The organism is Propionimicrobium lymphophilum DSM 4903, from assembly GCF_000423485.1.
In the GTDB taxonomy this organism is placed as follows: Bacteria; Actinomycetota; Actinomycetes; order Propionibacteriales; family Propionibacteriaceae; genus Propionimicrobium; species Propionimicrobium lymphophilum.
In genome coordinates, this window is the sequence record NZ_AUIB01000006.1 from 1 (window position 1) to 17,020 (window position 17,020).

At 59.4% G+C, this 17,020-nt stretch carries 15 protein-coding genes and 1 pseudogene; 12 read left to right on the top strand and 4 right to left on the bottom strand.

Annotated features, from left to right (window positions below):
- From G556_RS11505 to G556_RS0104115, 8 genes and pseudogenes are all read left to right on the top strand, one after another.
- Positions 1–401, top strand: a pseudogene (locus G556_RS11505) (ABC transporter substrate-binding protein); the annotation flags it as partial.
- Between the two features lie 225 nt (positions 402–626).
- Positions 627–1,553: an ABC transporter permease gene (locus tag G556_RS0104085; RefSeq protein WP_028821860.1), complete on the top strand. Its 927-nt coding sequence runs from the start codon at positions 627–629 to the stop codon at positions 1,551–1,553.
- Positions 1,546–2,517, top strand: coding sequence for an ABC transporter permease (locus G556_RS0104090; RefSeq protein WP_016455398.1), 972 nt, complete (start codon positions 1,546–1,548; stop codon positions 2,515–2,517). Before G556_RS0104085 ends, G556_RS0104090 begins: the two co-directional genes overlap by 8 nt.
- On the top strand, positions 2,514–4,289 hold the full coding sequence (locus tag G556_RS0104095; protein WP_024111179.1) for a dipeptide ABC transporter ATP-binding protein: 1,776 nt from the start codon (positions 2,514–2,516) through the stop codon (positions 4,287–4,289). The genes G556_RS0104090 and G556_RS0104095 overlap by 4 nt, the downstream gene beginning before the upstream one ends.
- A gap of 101 nt (positions 4,290–4,390) precedes the next feature.
- On the top strand, positions 4,391–5,695 hold the full coding sequence (gene secY / locus G556_RS0104100) for a preprotein translocase subunit SecY (RefSeq protein ID WP_016455400.1): 1,305 nt from the start codon (positions 4,391–4,393) through the stop codon (positions 5,693–5,695).
- Positions 5,692–6,264, top strand: coding sequence for an adenylate kinase (locus G556_RS0104105; protein WP_024111052.1), 573 nt, complete (start codon positions 5,692–5,694; stop codon positions 6,262–6,264). Before secY ends, G556_RS0104105 begins: the two co-directional genes overlap by 4 nt.
- A gap of 58 nt (positions 6,265–6,322) precedes the next feature.
- Positions 6,323–7,174 carry a type I methionyl aminopeptidase gene (gene map, locus G556_RS0104110; protein WP_028821863.1) on the top strand — a complete coding sequence of 284 codons (852 nt, stop codon included), beginning with the start codon at positions 6,323–6,325 and terminating at the stop codon, positions 7,172–7,174.
- Between the two features lie 23 nt (positions 7,175–7,197).
- Positions 7,198–9,207 carry a thioredoxin domain-containing protein gene (locus G556_RS0104115; protein WP_028821864.1) on the top strand — a complete coding sequence of 670 codons (2,010 nt, stop codon included), beginning with the start codon at positions 7,198–7,200 and terminating at the stop codon, positions 9,205–9,207.
- A gap of 59 nt (positions 9,208–9,266) precedes the next feature.
- Here the strand turns inward: G556_RS0104115 and uppS are convergent, their stop codons facing one another.
- Positions 9,267–10,109, bottom strand: a complete 843-nt coding sequence (gene uppS / locus G556_RS0104120) for a polyprenyl diphosphate synthase (RefSeq protein ID WP_024111128.1) — start codon at positions 10,107–10,109, stop codon at positions 9,267–9,269.
- A 92-nt stretch (positions 10,110–10,201) separates the two neighbouring features.
- Between uppS and trhA the strand changes: the two genes are divergently transcribed.
- The gene (gene trhA / locus G556_RS0104125) at positions 10,202–10,813 is read left to right on the top strand and encodes a PAQR family membrane homeostasis protein TrhA (RefSeq protein WP_016455405.1); all 612 of its coding nucleotides are present in this window, start codon (positions 10,202–10,204) and stop codon (positions 10,811–10,813) included.
- An 83-nt stretch (positions 10,814–10,896) separates the two neighbouring features.
- Entirely contained in the window at positions 10,897–12,183 is a 1,287-nt protein-coding gene (locus G556_RS0104130; protein WP_028821867.1) for an RNA 5'-3' helicase PhoH2, read from the top strand.
- Here G556_RS0104130 and G556_RS0104135 read toward each other — a convergent pair.
- Both G556_RS0104135 and xseA read right to left on the bottom strand, forming a co-directional pair.
- A complete protein-coding gene (locus G556_RS0104135) occupies positions 12,180–12,389 on the bottom strand; it encodes an exodeoxyribonuclease VII small subunit (RefSeq protein WP_028821868.1) in 210 nt (69 codons plus the stop codon). The two genes, G556_RS0104130 and G556_RS0104135, sit on opposite strands and share 4 nt — an antisense overlap.
- An 8-nt stretch (positions 12,390–12,397) precedes the next feature.
- Entirely contained in the window at positions 12,398–13,588 is a 1,191-nt protein-coding gene (gene xseA / locus G556_RS0104140; RefSeq protein WP_036915995.1) for an exodeoxyribonuclease VII large subunit, read from the bottom strand.
- Between the two features lie 105 nt (positions 13,589–13,693).
- Here xseA and G556_RS10195 point away from each other — a divergent pair, with 105 nt between their 5' ends.
- Positions 13,694–14,677, top strand: coding sequence for a 4-hydroxy-3-methylbut-2-enyl diphosphate reductase (locus G556_RS10195; protein ID WP_036915963.1), 984 nt, complete (start codon positions 13,694–13,696; stop codon positions 14,675–14,677).
- Here the strand turns inward: G556_RS10195 and G556_RS0104150 are convergent.
- The gene (locus G556_RS0104150; RefSeq protein WP_028821870.1) at positions 14,658–15,704 is read right to left on the bottom strand and encodes a DNA recombination protein RmuC; all 1,047 of its coding nucleotides are present in this window, start codon (positions 15,702–15,704) and stop codon (positions 14,658–14,660) included. The genes G556_RS10195 and G556_RS0104150 overlap by 20 nt on opposite strands.
- A 58-nt stretch (positions 15,705–15,762) precedes the next feature.
- Here G556_RS0104150 and G556_RS0104155 point away from each other — a divergent pair, with 58 nt between their 5' ends.
- On the top strand, positions 15,763–17,016 hold the full coding sequence (locus G556_RS0104155; RefSeq protein ID WP_028821871.1) for a M18 family aminopeptidase: 1,254 nt from the start codon (positions 15,763–15,765) through the stop codon (positions 17,014–17,016).
- The last annotated feature ends 4 nt before the right edge of the window (positions 17,017–17,020 follow it).

Below are 17,020 nucleotides of genomic sequence, written 5' to 3' on the forward strand. Positions count from 1 at the left end.
TTGGCATCAATGCAGAGGGCAAGCCTTACCCGGACTTCAAGTCCCTGCGTAACGACGTCACCAACCGCACCATCACCGGCGCCTTCCGCACCGGCTGGCAGGCTGACTACCCGTCCATGTACAACTTCCTGGCCCCGGTCTACATGACCGGCGCTGGCGCTAACGACGCCGACTACGCCTCGCCCGAGTTCGACGGCATGATGAAGGAAGCCGCTGGCATGACGGATCATGAAGCTTCTCTAAAGAAGCTGAACGAGGCTCAGGAGAAACTCTTCGAGGATCTCCCCGCCATCCCGCTGTGGTACGCCAACGTTAACGGTGGCTGGTCTGCAAACGTCGACAACGTTGCGTTCGACTGGCACTCGGTGCCGGTGTATTACAAGATCACCAAGCAGGCATAACTGACTGAATTAATCAGTCTCTGAGACGGCAAGCGCGCTGCAAGCAATTGCGGCGCGCTTTCCGTCTCATTTATGAAATTTTGTGGCAGATAGACACCCTTTTGGGGTATCGTCTCAAAAGTTCAGGATGCGGTTTATTGTTTTCCGCCTTCCAGATGTAAATTGAAGAGCTAAAAGCTGTCGATGCAGCCAGGCTCAAAAACAAGTTCGTTTAAGGAAATGCGTATGCTCCGATATGTCGGGCGAAGGCTCTTGCAGACCATACCGGTCTTCTTTGGAGCCACGTTTCTGCTTTTTGCCATGGTTTACCTGATGCCGGGCGATCCAGTCGCCGCACTTGGTGGCGACCGCGGTTTGAGTCCCGAAGTTGAGGCCCGAATCCGTGCAGACTACAACCTTGATAAGCCTTTTTGGATGCAGTATCTGCTGTACATGAAGGGCGTTTTAACTCTAGATTTCGGCAACACCTTCTCAGGGCGTCCAGTTATCGACGTGATGGCACAAGCGTTCCCGGTGACCATCAAGCTGGCCGTCATGGCGCTGCTCATCGAGGCGATCTTCGGCATTACGCTGGGTGTCGTCGCCGGCATCAAACGCGGCGGCTTCTTCGACTCATCGGTGCTGGTGCTTTCGCTAGTTGTTATTTCTGTGCCGACGTTCGTTATCGGCTTCGTGATGCAGTTCATCTTCGGCATCAAACTGGGCTGGGTGCCGCCCACGGTCGGTCCCAACGTGTCATTCCATAGCCTGATATTGCCTGCGATCGTGTTGGGCGCGCAGTCTTTGGCATACGTTTTGCGCCTGACCAGGCAGTCCATTTCCGAACATGTCACGGCTGACTACGTGCGAACCGCTCGCGCGAAGGGCCTGACCGGCGGCTTGGTTATGCGTCGCCACGTGCTGCGCAACTCGCTGATTCCGGTCGTTACGTTCCTCGGCGGCGACCTTGGTGGTTTGATGGGCGGCGCGATTATTACCGAGGGCATTTTCAATATCAACGGAGTCGGCGGCACGCTGTGGCAGTCGATCCTTAAGGGCGAACCTTCCACTGTCGTCTCGTTCACGACAGTGCTGGTTCTGGTCTACATTTTGGCCAACCTGATCGTCGACCTGCTGTACGCCGTGATTGATCCGAGGATTCGTTATGACTAGTCACATTCCTTCCAAGTTAATTGAGCGCCACCGCGCAGGCCAGGAACACTTCGTTTCTGACGTCGACGAGACCGGTTTGGGCGCAGTAGACGCGGTTGCTGACGAATCAGCGCCGGCCTCCATGTGGGGCGAAGCCTGGAAGACTCTGCGCAAGCGTCCATTGTTCTGGATTTCTTTGACGATCATCATTTTGGCGATCACGCTTGCGCTGTTCCCCGGCCTGTTCACGTCGCTGGACCCGCGGTTCTGCGAGCTAAATAACTCCCTTGCGGACCCGGCCCCCGGACACCCGTTCGGTTACGACAAGCAGGGCTGCGACATCTACTCGCGAGTTATCTATGGCGCCCGCGCCTCCGTGTCCGTCGGCATCGTTACCACGGTCATGGTTGTTCTGATTGGCGGCACGATCGGCGCGGCGGCCGGCTATCTCGGTGGTTGGCTCGACTCGCTGCTCTCGCGCATCACCGACATCTTCTTCGCGATTCCGCTGCTGCTGGCCGCGATCGTGTTCATGCAGATGTTCAAAGACAATCGAAACGTGGCCATGGTTATTACCGTGCTGTCGCTGTTCGGCTGGACGCAGATCGCTCGTATCACCCGTGGTTCCGTGATGTCCACCAAGAACGAGGAATACGTCACCGCTGCCCGGGCGACTGGTGCTTCGAGGTGGCGCATTCTGACCAGCCACATCCTGCCCAACGCCGCAGCACCCATCATCGTTTACGCGACGGTTGCCCTTGGCACGTTCATCGTTGCGGAGGCGTCGCTTTCGTTCATGGGCATCGGTTTGCCGCCGAGCGTCGTCTCGTGGGGCAACGACATTTCCGCCGCCCAGCACGTGCTGCGCACCAAGCCGATGGTGCTGTTCTACCCGGCTATCGCGCTGGCCATCACAGTATTGAGCTTCATCATGATGGGCGACGTCGTTCGCGAGGCTCTCGATCCGAAGGCTAAGAAGAAATGACAGAAGACATTCCGGCACGCCGCCAGCTGACCGAAGAGGAGCTAAACGCGGCTGTTGACAAGGCAGTTCTTACCGACGCTGAGCCCCAAATTCACCCGGACGACGCGAACCCGCTGCTCAAGGTCACCGACCTTGAGGTGCAGTTCCGCTCGTCGACGGGCATGGTGCCCGCGGTTCGCGGCGCTAACCTGACGATCTACCCAGGCCAGACGGTCGCAATCGTCGGCGAGTCCGGCTCCGGTAAGTCCACCACGGCAGCCGCCATCATCGGCCTGTTGCCAGGCACGGGTGAGGTGACCGGCGGCTCTATCGAGTTCGACGGTCGCGAGATCAGCAAGCTCTCCAACAAGGAATGGGTTGAGCTTCGTGGCAGCCAAATTGCGATGGTTCCGCAGGATCCGATGACGAACTTGAACCCGGTGCACCGCATCGGCAAGCAGGTTGCGGAGACGCTAGAGGCCAACAACGTCGTCCCGAAGTCTGAGACGGGTAAGCGGGTGGCCGAACTCTTGGAGGACGCCGGCCTGCCAGATGCGGAGCGTCGGGCTAAGCAGTTCCCGCACGAATTCTCTGGCGGTATGCAGCAGCGCGTGCTGATCGCCATCGGCCTCGCCGCGCACCCGAAGCTACTGATTGCTGACGAACCCACCTCGGCTCTCGACGTAACCGTGCAGCGCAGGATTCTGGACCACCTGGCCAAGCTGACCGCAGAACTGGGCACCGCTGTGCTCTTCATCACCCACGATCTCGGTCTGGCTGCCGAGCGTGCCGAGCAGCTGGTCGTTATGCACCGAGGCCGAATCGTTGAATCCGGCCCGGCCTTGCAGATTCTGCAGCACCCGCAGCACCCGTACACTAAGCGTCTGGTTTCGGCGGCCCCGTCGCTGGCGTCGGCTCGGATCGAGTCCGCGCACGCTCGCGGCATCCAGGTCACCGAGGAGGAGCTGACCGGTGCTGGCGCCGGCCGCACCGCCAAAGACGAAATCATCCGCGTCGAAAACCTGACCAAGGAATTCGACGTTCGTGGCGCAAAGGGCGAGGCCAAGAAACTGCGCGCGGTCGACGACGTTTCATTCGGTCTGCGTACCGGAACGACGCTTGCTCTGGTGGGGGAGTCCGGTTCGGGTAAGTCCACCGTTGCGAACATGATTTTGAACCTGATCGACCCAACCAAGGGCAAGGTTTATTTCAAGGGCCGCGATTGCTCCACGATGAACAGCGAGGAGCTGTTCAAGCTGCGTCGCAAGCTGCAGGTTGTTTTCCAGAACCCGTACGGCTCACTCGACCCGATGTATTCGATCTACCGGATCATCGAGGAGCCGCTCGTCGTGCACAAACTTGGCAGCAAGAAGGAACGCACCGAGAGGGTAAGCGAACTGCTCGACCTGGTCTCGCTGCCGCGCTCGGTGATGCGTCGCTACCCGAACGAGCTGTCTGGCGGTCAACGCCAGCGCGTCGCGGTGGCCCGTGCGCTAGCCCTCCACCCAGAGGTTGTTGTGCTTGACGAGGCGGTTTCCGCGCTCGACGTGCTCGTCCAGAACCAGATTCTGTACCTGCTAAATGATTTGCAGGCGCAGCTCAACCTGTCCTACCTGTTCATCACCCACGACCTCGCAGTTGTTCGACAGATCGCTGACGACGTCGCCGTGATGGAACACGGCAAGTTGGTTGAGGCTGGTTCCTCCGACGAGATATTTAACAATCCGCAGCGCGATTACACCCGCGAACTGATCGAGGCGGTGCCTGGACGAAAGATCCAGTTGAACCTGTAGGGCAACGACTTTTAGGAGTCTGCTAGCGCCGTGCGGTAGGCTGGTCAAGTTGCGTCTATGCGCATTTCACGAAGTTAGTCAAAGAACGAAAGCGAGCTCGGATGGTTTCCGCGTTCCTTAATGCATTCAGGACACCGGACCTTCGCAAGAAGATCCTGTTCACACTAGGCATTCTGGTGCTTTTCCGCTTGGGGTCCTCGATCCCAACGCCAAACGTAAATATGGTTTCGATTCGCGAGTGCGCGCAGCTGTCTGCCGAGCAGAACAGCTTATACACAATGGTGAATCTCTTCTCCGGTGGTGCGCTGCTGCGGCTGACTATCTTCGCGCTGGGCATCATGCCGTACATTACGAGCTCGATTATTTTGCAGCTGCTCGTGGTGGTCATTCCTAAACTGGAGCAGCTCAAGAAAGAGGGCAGCGCCGGCCAGGAGAAGATCACCCAGTACACCCGTTGGCTGACCATCGTCCTAGCGGTGCTGCAGGCGACGTCCTTCACCATGATGGCCGTCAACGGTCAGCTCTTCCCGGGCTGCAACAAACCGGTCGTCTACGACAAGGGCATCTTCGCCATCGTCGTCATGATCCTGATCATGACCGCAGGCACCTCGATCATCATGTGGATGGGCGAGCTGATCACCGACCGCGGCGTCGGTAACGGCATGTCCCTGTTGATCTTCACCCAGATCGTCGCAACCTTCCCCTCTGCCATGTGGAACATCCGCCAGGCGCAAGAAGGCAACAAGGGCCTGGTCGTCATGCTGCTGGTTATCGGCATCGGCCTGCTGGTGATGGCTGGCGTGGTCTTCGTCGAGCAAGGCCAGCGACGCGTTCCGGTTCAATACGCCAAGAGAATGGTCGGCAACAAGCTTCTCGGTGGTACGAGCACCTACATCCCGATCAAGGTCAACCAGTCCGGCGTTATCCCGATCATTTTCGCCAGCTCCATTCTTTACCTGCCGATCCTCTGGACGATGTTCAACTCAGAAGGTTCGGTTTCCGAATGGATCGCCACCCACCTGTCTAGGGGCAGTGGCGCCTGGTACAACATGATTTACTTCGTGCTGATCATCGCGTTCGCATACTTCTACGTGTCGATTACCTTCGACACCAAGGAGATCAGCGACAACATGAAGAAGTACGGCGGTTTCATCCCGGGCGTCCGCGCGGGCAAGCCGACCGAAAATTATCTGCAGTACGTGCTTAGCCGTCTGCTGGCGCCGGGCTCGTTATACCTGGGCCTGATCGCGCTAATTCCGTCCATCGCAATCGCTGCTCTTGGGGCCGACCAGAACTTCCCGTTCGGCGGCACGAGCCTGTTGATTATGGTCGGTGTAGGTCTGGACACGGTCAAGCAGATTGAAAGCCAGCTACATCAGAGGCAATACGAAGGGTTCCTAAAGTGAGACTTCTTATCATGGGTGCTCCCGGCGCGGGTAAAGGTACCCAGGCCGACGGCATCGCAAACCGCTACGACGTTCCTGCTATCTCCACCGGAGACATCTTCCGTGCCAACGTGAAGAATCAGACTCCGCTGGGCAAGCAGGTCAAGGCAATCATGGATTCCGGCGACTACGTTCCCGACGAGCTAACCGAGTCGATCGTTTTCGATCGTCTAGAGGCCCCGGACGCTTCCGCAGGCTTCCTGCTCGACGGCTTCCCTCGCACCATGCACCAGGTTGACGCGCTTGACGACTACCTCGAAAAGCACAACCTGGGCCTCGACGCAGTCGTCGTTCTGGACGTCGACGATGAGACCCTGATCGAGCGCCTCCTGAAGCGTGCCGAGATCGAGGGCCGCAGCGACGACAACGAGGAGACCATTCGCAACCGCATGAAGGTGTACAACACCTCCACCGCTCCGCTGCTGGATCACTACAAGCAGCTGGGCCTTGTCCTCGCGATCAATGGTGAAGGCACCGTCGAGGAGATCTCCGAGCGAATCCACAACGCGCTGGACAAGCTAGACAAGTAATCAATTTTTTAACGCCTCCAGAGCATTCTCTGGAGGCGTTATTTTCATTGGAGGAAATATGTTTGGACGCGGCATCGAAATCAAGTCCGACGACCAGATAAAGCTGATGCGCAAGGCGGGCCTCGTGGTTTCCGAAGCGCTGAACCTGATGGTTGCCGAGACGAAGCCGGGAATGACTACCAGTGACGTCGACCAGATGGCCAGGGAGGTGCTAGCCAAGCATGGTGCTGACTCCAGCTTCCTGAACTATGGCGCAGACTGGGGAATCATGCCTTTCCCTGGCGTGATCTGCTGCTCCGTTAACGAAACTGTTGTGCACGGCATCCCCGGCGATAGGGTCATCAAAGACGGCGATCTAGTTTCCGTTGACTTCGGCGCTATCGTTGACGGTTGGCATGGCGATGCCGCCCGCAGCTTCATCGTGGGGCAGGGCGCAGACCACGAACAGCGTGCCGAGCGTGAGGAGCTGATCAGAGTAACGCGCGAATCCATGTGGCGAGGCATTGCCCAGGTCAAGCCCGGCAACAGGGTAGGCGACATCGGCCATGCTGTTGAGGACTACATCAACTCTTGCGGCAGCTACGGCATTCTGCGCGACTACACCGGTCACGGAATCGGCACCGCCATGCACCAGAATCCCGACGTGCCCAACTACGGGCGCAAGGGCAGGGGCGCGAAGCTGACAAACGGCATGTGCATCTGCATCGAGCCGATGGTCACGCTAGGCACCGAAGAAGTTGCGGAGCTGGACGACGATTGGACAGTGGTAACCCAAGACAGCAGCGACGCAGCGCACTGGGAAAACACCATCGCAATGACCAGCAAAGGTCTGTGGATACTGACCGAACCCGACGGCGGCGAGGAGCGTCTGAAAGCGCTCGGCCTGCCCTTCGGCGGCTTGGGCGATTAGGGCGCACCTGGCAAGCTATAGACATGGCAAACCGACTCAAAGAGGCCTCTTCCGCATATTTACGCGCACATGCGGGAAACCCCGTCGACTGGTGGCGGTGGGGCGCCGAAGCGTTCGAGGAGGCTAAGCGCCGAGACGTGCCCGTATTCGTCTCGGTCGGTTATTCATCGTGCCACTGGTGCCACGTCATGAACAAAGAATCGTTCAGCGACGAGGCCACGGCCGCCCTGCTGAACGACAATTTCGTCGCCATCAAGGTAGACCGCCAGGAACGCCCCGATGTGGATGCCGTCATGATGAGGGCCACCCAAGCCATGACAGGGCAGGGCGGTTGGCCGAACACAGTCTTTCTGACTCCAGATGGGCAGCCATTCTTCGCCGGCACCTATTACCCCGATAAGCCGCGCGATGGGCTGCCCAGCTTCCGTCAGGTTCTGCTGGCGATCTACGACGCCTGGAACTCGCGCAAACCGGAAGCCGTGGAGTCCGCCGCCACTCTCACCGAGCACCTGAAAGAAATGAACGAGACCCGTCCCGTCGAAGGCGATGTCGATCCGGTTCAGCTCGTCGGAAACATCCTCAGCACATTCGACGAGAAACACGCAGGCTTCGGAGGCGCGCCCAAATTCTTCAACGCGCCCGCCTTGGACGCGCTGCTCGTGCGAACCGACAAGCTGGCTAACGAAGTGGCGCTAATAACGCTCGAGTTCATCACCCGGGGTGGCGTCTACGACCAGGTGGGCGGCGGTTTCCACCGCTACGCCGTCGATGCGGGATGGGAAGTTCCGCACTTCGAGAAGATGCTTTACGACAACGCACTCATGCTCGGCACGCTGACCCGCGGCTGGGTGCGCGCGTTACCCGGCCAGGAAACCGAGCAACGCGAGCTGCTCGAGCGCGCGATCCGCGGCACGGTTGGTTGGCTGCTGCGCGAGATGCAGCTGCCTAGCGGCGCTTTCGCGGCAAGCCAAGACGCCGAGGTCAGCTACTATTTGTGGAACGCCAAAATGCTCGACGAGGTGCTCAGCGGTAACTCGCGTTTCGCGCAGGGCGTTTTCCACGTAACTTTCGAGGGTAACATGCCGGCGGGAAGCGACGCCGAGAAGGACGGCTCCGGGCTGTCCACCCTGCAGTTCCACGGCAATCCCGCACCCGAGCGCATCAGGCGCGTTTGCGCGCAGCTGCTGGCCGCCCGTCAGCACCGTGGCCTGCCCGAGCGTGACGAAGCCGTCGTGGTGGCCTGGAACGGATACCTTATCGAGTCGCTCGTTCGCGCATCGATAGTGCTAAACGAGCCCGATTGGTTGACGGCCGCAAAGACAGCCGCCGAGGACATTTGGAGCCGCTGGGTGAACTCGCCGGACACTAAAATCGGCTCCACCAGCGACTACGCGGCAAGCGCGCTAGGCTTCGCCAGGCTCTCCGGCGCCTTAGGGGACGCCACCTGGCTGCTGCGCGCCCAGCAGATTTTGGACGCGGCACTCGAACTCTTCGGCCACCCGGATGGTGGCTTTTGGGACGCCGTCGAAGATCCGCTGCTCTTCGATCGTCCTCGCCAGCTCAGCGACGACGCATACCCTTCGGCGACAGCCACGATGATCGCCGCATTGCGGCTTGTTGCTCAACTTACAGACAAACCAGAGTATGACGAGCGAGCGGATCTGGCCTGCGAGTCCTTGCGCGAGATTCTCTCCGACGCCCCCAGATTCGCGGGTTGGGCTCTTGCCGATGAGCTTTCGAAGCTCGAGGCTGCAGATGGCCGCGGTCCCGCGCAAATCGTTATCGTCGACGAGTCCGCCGACGCTTTCAGCGAAATGAGCCAGGCGGCCTTCCGGTTGGCACCTTACGGCTCGGTGATCGTCGTCGCGCAACCAGAAACTGAAGGTTTCGGTGAACTCCTCGAGGGCCGCAACGCCATCGACGGCAAACCCACCGCATACGTCTGCCACGGCAACCGCTGCGAACAGCCCGTCACCGATTGGGCCGATCTTCGCGAGCTGCTGTGGGGCCCTGCCCCGGCAGAAAACGTTTAGCGAGTCAGTTTTGGCTCGTAGACGAACCAAAACTGACTCAATAAGTTATCCGAGGGCTTTTACTTGCCGAAGCGACGCTCGCGTTGGCCGTAACTGCGCAGCGCGCGGTAAAAATCGACCCGCCGGAAATCCGGCCATAGGGCCTCGCAGAAGTAGAACTCGCTGTGTGCGCTCTGCCACATCAGGAAGCCGCTGAGCCGCTGCTCGCCGGAAGTGCGGATGATCAGATCCGGATCGGGCTGGCCCTTCGTATATAGGTGGCTTTCTACCTGCTCCAGGCTCAGCGTCTCGGCAACCTCGCGCAGGTCTTTTCCTGCGTTTGCCTCTTCGGTCAGGAGATCTTTGAAGGCACTGATCAGCTCGTGACGTCCGCCGTAGCTGACTGCAACGTTGATGTGGATGCCGGGGTTGTCTTCGCTGCGCTCTTGTGCGGCGCTCAACTTTTCAGAAATCTCGTCGGGCAGGAGCGAGAGATCGCCGACGATTTTTACGCGGTGCTCTGCGGCCAGCGAATCCACCAGGTCGACTATCACGTGCAGAAGCGGCAGCAAGACGTCTTTCTGGGAGCGCTGCAGGTTATCGGTGGAAAGTACCCAAAGCGTCACAATCGGGATGTCGATCTCTTGGCACCAGTTAACGAACTGGCGAAGCTTATCGGCGCCTGCCTTGTAGCCAACCTCGAGGGTCTCACCGGGCGCGTTGGCTCTAGCCCACCGCCGGTTTCCGTCAGCAAGCACTGCGACGTGCTCGGGTAGCTGCTGTTTGGCGAAGCCTCGACGCAGGCGTCCCTCGTAGAACCTGTACAGCTGGTCGGAAACTATTTTGGGCGCGTAACCGACAGCCGTCGAGATTAGATCTTCGGCCCCCGCAAAAAATTTGTGGATCAGCTTGTAGTCGGTCATGGAAAAAGACTAGCCGGAAAAGCTGTGAAAAGTTTGTTTCACCCATAACCTACGGTAGCGTAGGTTATGTGAAAATTCCTGCGAAACCACGCATGCGCGGCGTCCTACACGCCATCAATACACCGATAGCTCTCGTCTGCGGTTTAATCCTGTTGATAATCGCCGACGACGTCTGGATACGGGTGGGCTGCGCGGTCTGGACGCTGACCGCCATCCTCCTATTCGGCAACAGCGCCTTCTACCATCGGGGCAGCTGGTCTCAGCACATGAGCGAGCTGCTGCGTCGGATCGACCACTCCAACATCGCGATCTTCATCGCAGGCACCTACACGCCGCTAGCGATCGGGCTCACCTCGGGCGCGTCGATGGCAATCCTGCTGTCGGTGATCTGGGGGTGCGCGCTGCTAGAGGTAGTCTTCAGGACGCTTTGGCTCTCGGCGCCCCGATGGCTGTACGTAGCCCTGTACATAATCATGGGTTGGGTTGCACTGTTTTGGCTGCCAACATTCTGGCGCACCGGCGGGGTGGCGGTCGTCGTGCTGCTGATCGCAGGCGGTCTCTTCTACACGGCGGGCGCGCTAATGTACGCGCTCAAACGCCCAAACCCGTGGCCGGAAACGTTCGGTTTCCACGAGTTCTTCCACGCTGGCACGATCCTTGGTTCCATCTGCCACTGGGTGGCGATCTTGCTTGTCGTGCTGTGAGGCAGGTTAGCTGCGCGTGATGAAAAGGTGAACAATCCGCCATAACGTAAGCGCGCTTGGCCAGGCCTCGGTAAGTTCAAGTTATGGGCGTTAAGACCTACGTAATAGATACATCCGTCCTACTGAGCGACCCGAGGGCTATCACCAGGTTCGCAGAACACCACGTCGTGTTGCCGATCGTGGTTATCTCGGAGCTTGAGGGTAAGCGTCATCACCCCGATCTCGGCTATTTCGCCCGGGGAGCGCTGCGACTTCTGGACGAACTAAGAACCAAACACGGCAGGCTCGATCAGCCAATCCCAGTCAACGACGAAGGCGGCATCCTGCACGTCGAGTTAAACCACACGAGCCAGGCGAGAATGCCGGAGGGCTTCAGGCTCGGCGATAACGACACGAGAATTCTTTCCGTCGCGCTCAATTACAAGGCCGAGGGTGCAGACGTCATTGTCGTTAGCAAAGACCTGCCGATGCGAGTGAAAGCGGCGGCCATGGGCATCGAGGCCCAGGAATACCTGAACGAGCAGGTCGCAGATTCCGGCTGGACCGGCATGGCGGAGCTCGACGTAACTTCCGCGCAGATGGACGAGTTATTCGAGGCCGGCAAGGCGGATCTCGAACCCGCCAAGGAGCATCCGATAAACACCGGATTCGTGCTTCACGCGCCTGGATCAAGCGCGTTGGGCAGGAACGTCGGCGAAGGAAAAGTGAAGCTCGTCCGCAGCGATCTGGAGGCGTTCGGCATTCATGGCAGGAGCGCGGAGCAGCGTGTCGCGCTGGATCTTCTTTTGGATCCGAGCGTCGGAATCATCAGCCTCGGTGGCAGGGCCGGAACCGGTAAGTCCGCGCTGGCGCTATGCGCGGGGCTGGAGTTGGTCATGGAGCAGCACCAGTTCGAGAAGGTCATGGTTTTCCGCCCGATGTACGCGGTGGGCGGCCAGGAGCTCGGCTATCTGCCAGGCACCGAGACCGAGAAGATGTCGCCCTGGGGGCAGGCGGTTTTCGACACTCTTAGTTCAGTCACAAATAAGTTCGTCATCGACGAGTTGCTGGACCGCGAAATGATCGAGGTGCTGCCGCTAACCCACATCCGTGGGCGCTCACTGCACGACGCGTTCGTGATCGTCGACGAGGTCCAATCCCTCGAACGGAACGTGCTGCTGACCGTTCTCAGCCGAATCGGGCAGAACTCTCGGGTTGTGTTGACTCACGACGTTGCACAGCGCGACAACCTAAGGGTTGGACGATACGACGGCATCGCCGCCGTAGTTGAGAGGCTCAAGGGCAACCCGCTCTTCGCCCACGTGACGCTGACCCGTTCGGAACGTTCGGACATCGCCGCTCTCGTGACCGACCTGCTCGAGGACTTCTAGCTCTCGGTCTGCTTGGAGGCCTCGATCTTCTCTTTCGCGGAGTCTAGGAACTGCTGGCAGTAGGCGGCGAGCTTCTCGCCCTCCTCCCAAAGCTTCATGGACTCGGCTAGGGGAGCGCCGCCGGACTCCAGGCGAGTCACGATCTCCTCCAGCCGCGTGCGCGCCTGCTCGTAAGTGGGTTTCTGCTTGCCGTCTTCTTCGCTCATGCGGGCTCCTATTCCTCTATTGCGTCGACCTCGGCGAACAGTTGCCCGTCGCTGAGGTAAATCTGTAGTTGATCGCCAGGTTCGACGTCGTTGACGGACGTGACCGAAACGCCCTCATCGTCGGCAATAATGGCGTAGCCGCGCTCGAGGGTGGCTTTGGGAGACATCGCCCGGATGCGGGCGAGAGCATTGGTTAAGAATGCGTTCTCTTCGCGGATCTTTAGCTGTGTCGATAGCCCCAGCCTGCGACGAAGCTCCGCGATCTTTTCGGCGTGAACGCAAAGGGCTGCGGAAGGGTCTTTCAAGACCGGCCGAGAACGTAACCAGGTCAGCGCCTCTTGCTCCTTCGAGATGCGATTGATGATCGCATTCCTCGCGCGTAGCTTGGTGGCCTCTAAATTAGCCAACTCCTCAGCGGCTATTGGCACGACGATCTTCGCGGCGGCGGTTGGCGTCGACGCCCTTACGTCGGCTACCAGGTCCAGAATCGGGGTGTCCGGTTCGTGCCCGATCGCGCTGATGATCGGGGTTTTAGCCGCGGCGGCTGCACGCACCAGGCCCTCGTCGCTGAACGGCAGCAGGTCTTCTAGCGATCCGCCCCCACGGGCGATGATGATCACCTCGACCTGAGGATCGGCGTCCAATTCTTTCAAAGCCGCTATGACTTGCCCTGCGGCCTGCGGACCCTGGACGAGCGTGTTAATCACCCTGAACTCGGCCAGCGGCCAACGCAATTCAACGTTTCGGAGCACGTCCCTCTGAGCCGCGCTGTCGGCACCCGTGATCAGGCCGATCTTGCCGGGTAAAAACGGCAGTTTTTTCTTGCGAATCGGGTCGAAAAGTCCCTCGGCCTGCAACTTTCGTTTGAGCGCCTCGAGTTGGGCAAGCAGCTGGCCCTCGCCGACTATCCGTAGACTCCGGCACTCAAAACTTAGGCTCGAGTTCTTCTGCCAGACCGTCGGATGGACCTCGGCGATGACCTGCGTGTTGACCGTCAACGGACCGGCCGCGTCCAGCACGTGCGCCTGGCAACTGAGCCGTGCGGAAATCTCCTGATCGCGATCTCGAAGAGTGAAGAACTGCCTTCCGGTGCGACGGTTCAGCTCGATGATCTGGCCCTCGACCCAGACCCAGCCACAGCGCTCGACCCAACTTTTAACATCGCGTACGACATCGGCGAGCGGGCGAGATTGCGGCATGTTCTGATTCACGTTGTCTACTTTAGATGCCGGCACTGACAATTTTCTGCTTCGACTTTCGCGCATGTTGAACGGGTTTCCTAGACTGGCTTGCTAGGAGGTCTGATGACGAAGAGAGTGATTGTGGCCGCACCGCGTGGCTACTGCGCGGGAGTGGATAGGGCTGTGGTGACTGTTCACCGTGCCCTGCAGAAGTACGGCGCGCCCGTTTACGTGCGAAAACAGATCGTTCATAACTTGCACGTCGTCAAGACCCTGGAAGAAAAGGGCGCCATCTTCGTTGACGAGCTAGACGAGGTGCCAACTGGTGAGTTGGTTATCTTCTCCGCGCACGGAGTTTCCCCCGCGGTTAGGGAAGAGGCGAAGAGCCGAAACCTTCGCACCATCGACGCGACCTGCCCTCTAGTCACCAAGGTGCACAACGAGGCTCGTCGTTTCGCGAAGCAGGGCTTGCCCATTCTGCTTATCGGCCACGAGGGTCACGAAGAGGTCGAGGGCACCCAAGGCGAGGCGCCTGAAAACATCACCCTGGTTCAGCATCCCGACGAGGTGGACGGCCTGGACGTGCCCACCGATCAGCCGGTCGCTTGGCTCAGCCAGACGACGCTAAGCGTCGACGAAACCAGTCAGACCGTCCAAAAACTCAGGGAAAAGTACCCGCAGCTGTTGGACCCGCCCTCCGACGATATTTGCTACGCAACCTCCAACCGACAGGCAGCGATCAAGGAGATCGCTGCTGAGTCCGACCTGGTGATTGTGGTTGGCTCGGCAAACTCGTCCAACTCGGTGCGGCTCGTCGAGGTCGCCGCAGAAGCTGGGGCGAAGCGGGCCGAACGAGTCGATTACGCCGAGGAGATCGACCCGTCTTGGCTGGAAGGAGTCGAGACCGTGGGGCTGACCTCCGGCGCTTCCGTGCCTGAGGAGTTAGTGCAGGGCGTTATCGAGCGGCTCGCCGAACTCGGCTATCCGCAGGCCACCGAAGAGCAGCTAGTCGACGAGCAGATGAGCTTCTCGCTGCCTCCGCAGCTTCGCACCCGACGCAGCGCAGCGGACGCCGAGGCTCAGGTGGCTAGTCGGAAGAATCACTAGTCAGCTCGGACGCCTGCAGCTGCCTGGCGGAAGCCGTTAGCGCCTGCGGGCCCTCCAAGCCGGAATCCGCAAGCTTCATCTCATTGAACTTCCTGGCGGTGACCAAAACCCTGGATTCCAGAGAGCCGATGGCATCGTTGTAGCTTTTTACCGACGTAGTGAGGGATTTGCCGAGCTTGGCTAGGTGATTGGAAAGAGTGCCTAGGCGATCGTAAAGTTCGCGCCCGGTCTCGAAAACTTCTCTCGCGCTATCCGCCAATGCGGCCTGCTTCCAGCCGTAAGAGACCGCCCTCAACATCGCGATCAGTGTGGTGGGGGAAGCTAAAATCACGTCCCTTTCAGCGGCGTATTCGATGAGATCTGGCTGCTGGCTTAGCGCCTCCGCGGCGAGCGCCTCGGAAGGTAAGAAAAGCACCACGAACTCCGGACTATTCGCGTCCAGGCGCCAATATCTTTTAGCCGACAGCTGGTCTACGTGGCTACGCACCGCGTTGCCGAACTGCGCCAAAAGCCTGGCCTTCGCCGCCTCGTCCTCTGAAAGTTGAGCATCCAAGAAAGAAGTCAACGGAGTTTTGGCATCGACATAAACGAACTTGCCGTCGCCGAGCAGCACCTTCATGTCCGGACGCAGCCTGCCGTCAACCGTCGAAACGCTGTCTTGCGTGTAAAAATTGCAGTGATCGACCATCCCCGCGAGTTCGACCACTCGTTTGAGCTGCAGTTCTCCCCATTGACCGCGCACCTGCGGCTTGCGCAGGGCGTTCGAAAGTGCCCCTGTCTCGCGGCGCAGATTTTCGTTGGTGGAAACCACCGTCCGCACCTGTTCTGACAGCTGAGCGCCGAAGCTTGCCTGCTGTTTCTCGACCGCTTTCAGCTGATCGTTGAGCCGGTTCAGATATGCCGTCACGGGCTCCAGCTGGGGTGTTTGCGGCGCGGGGTTTTGCTGTCGCCTTGACCCCAGAAACAACCCGAGAAGGACGCAGATCATGGCGATCAGCGCGACGATGATTACTTGCGTGGTGTTCATGGTAAAGAGTCAATCACTCGCCACTGACAAAAAATGACTAGGCTTAGGCGCTGTGAGCATGCGAACATGGTTGAAGACATTTAGTGAATACATCGAGGCATCCCCGACGGCTTATCACGCGGCGCTGAATGCCGCTGAGATGCTCAGGAGCGCAGGCTTCACGTCGCTCGACGAGACGAAGCCTTGGGACGACGTCGTCGGCGCCCACTTCGTCGTTCGTGGCGGAGCTATTTTGGCCTGGCGGATGCCTCAGCGCTTGACAGAATCGAGCGGTCTGCGAATCCTTGGAGTGCACACAGACTCCCCGGCTCTTCAGATCAAGCCCGATTTCGATTTCGCTCGTTCGGGTCATCGACTGGTGGATGTCGAGGTTTACGGCGGCCCCCTGCTGAACACTTGGTTCGATCGAGAACTACGCGTAGCGGGACGAATCGTCGACAAGCAGGGCAAGATCTATCTGCTGAACACGGATCCGATCCTGCGGCTATCGTCGCTGGCGCCGCACCTGGACCGGGGTAGGGCAACCGAATTCAAACTCGACAAGCAGAATGATCTGCTGCCGCTATTCTCGATCGCGGATGCGGACGAGCCGCTGTCTGAATACTTATTAGACCTTGCCGGCGTGTTACCTAGCGAGGTCGCGGGCGCAGACCTATTCGCAGTGCCCAGCGAAAAACCCGCTATTTACGGTAACCGCGACCAATTCTTCGCTTCCTACCGACTGGACAACCTGGCCAGCACTTACCCCGCGTTGCTGGCGATGCTCGAAGCCCGTCCCACCGAGCACGTTCAGGTCTTTGCCGCGTTCAACCACGAAGAGATCGGCTCCGCCACCACCGAGGGCGCTTCCGGATCCTTCCTTTCCGATATTCTGACTCGACTCAGCTTCGCGATGGGCCTCGACACCGGCGAGCACCTGGCCTGGTTGCAGCGCGCAACCTGCGTCTCGGCAGACGTCACCCACGGTCTCAACGCTACCAAGGCCGATCACTACGACCCGCGCTGCTATCCGTCCCTGGGTTACGGGCCGGCCATGAAGATCAGCGCGGCCGGCAAATACGCAACTGACTCAGCCTCCGGACCTTTCTGGAAACGTGCATGCGACGCGGCCGGGGTGCCTAGCCAGAACTACGTCAATAACAACAACATTCCGGGCGGCACGACCATTGGGCCGCTGGTTGCGACGAGGATGGGCATCAGCACCGTCGACGTTGGTCTGCCGATTCATTCCATGCATTCGGCTAGGGAGATGTGCGCCACCACAGACTTGATCTCCTTTAACAAGGCCGCAAAGGCCTATTTGGTGGGTTAAAAGC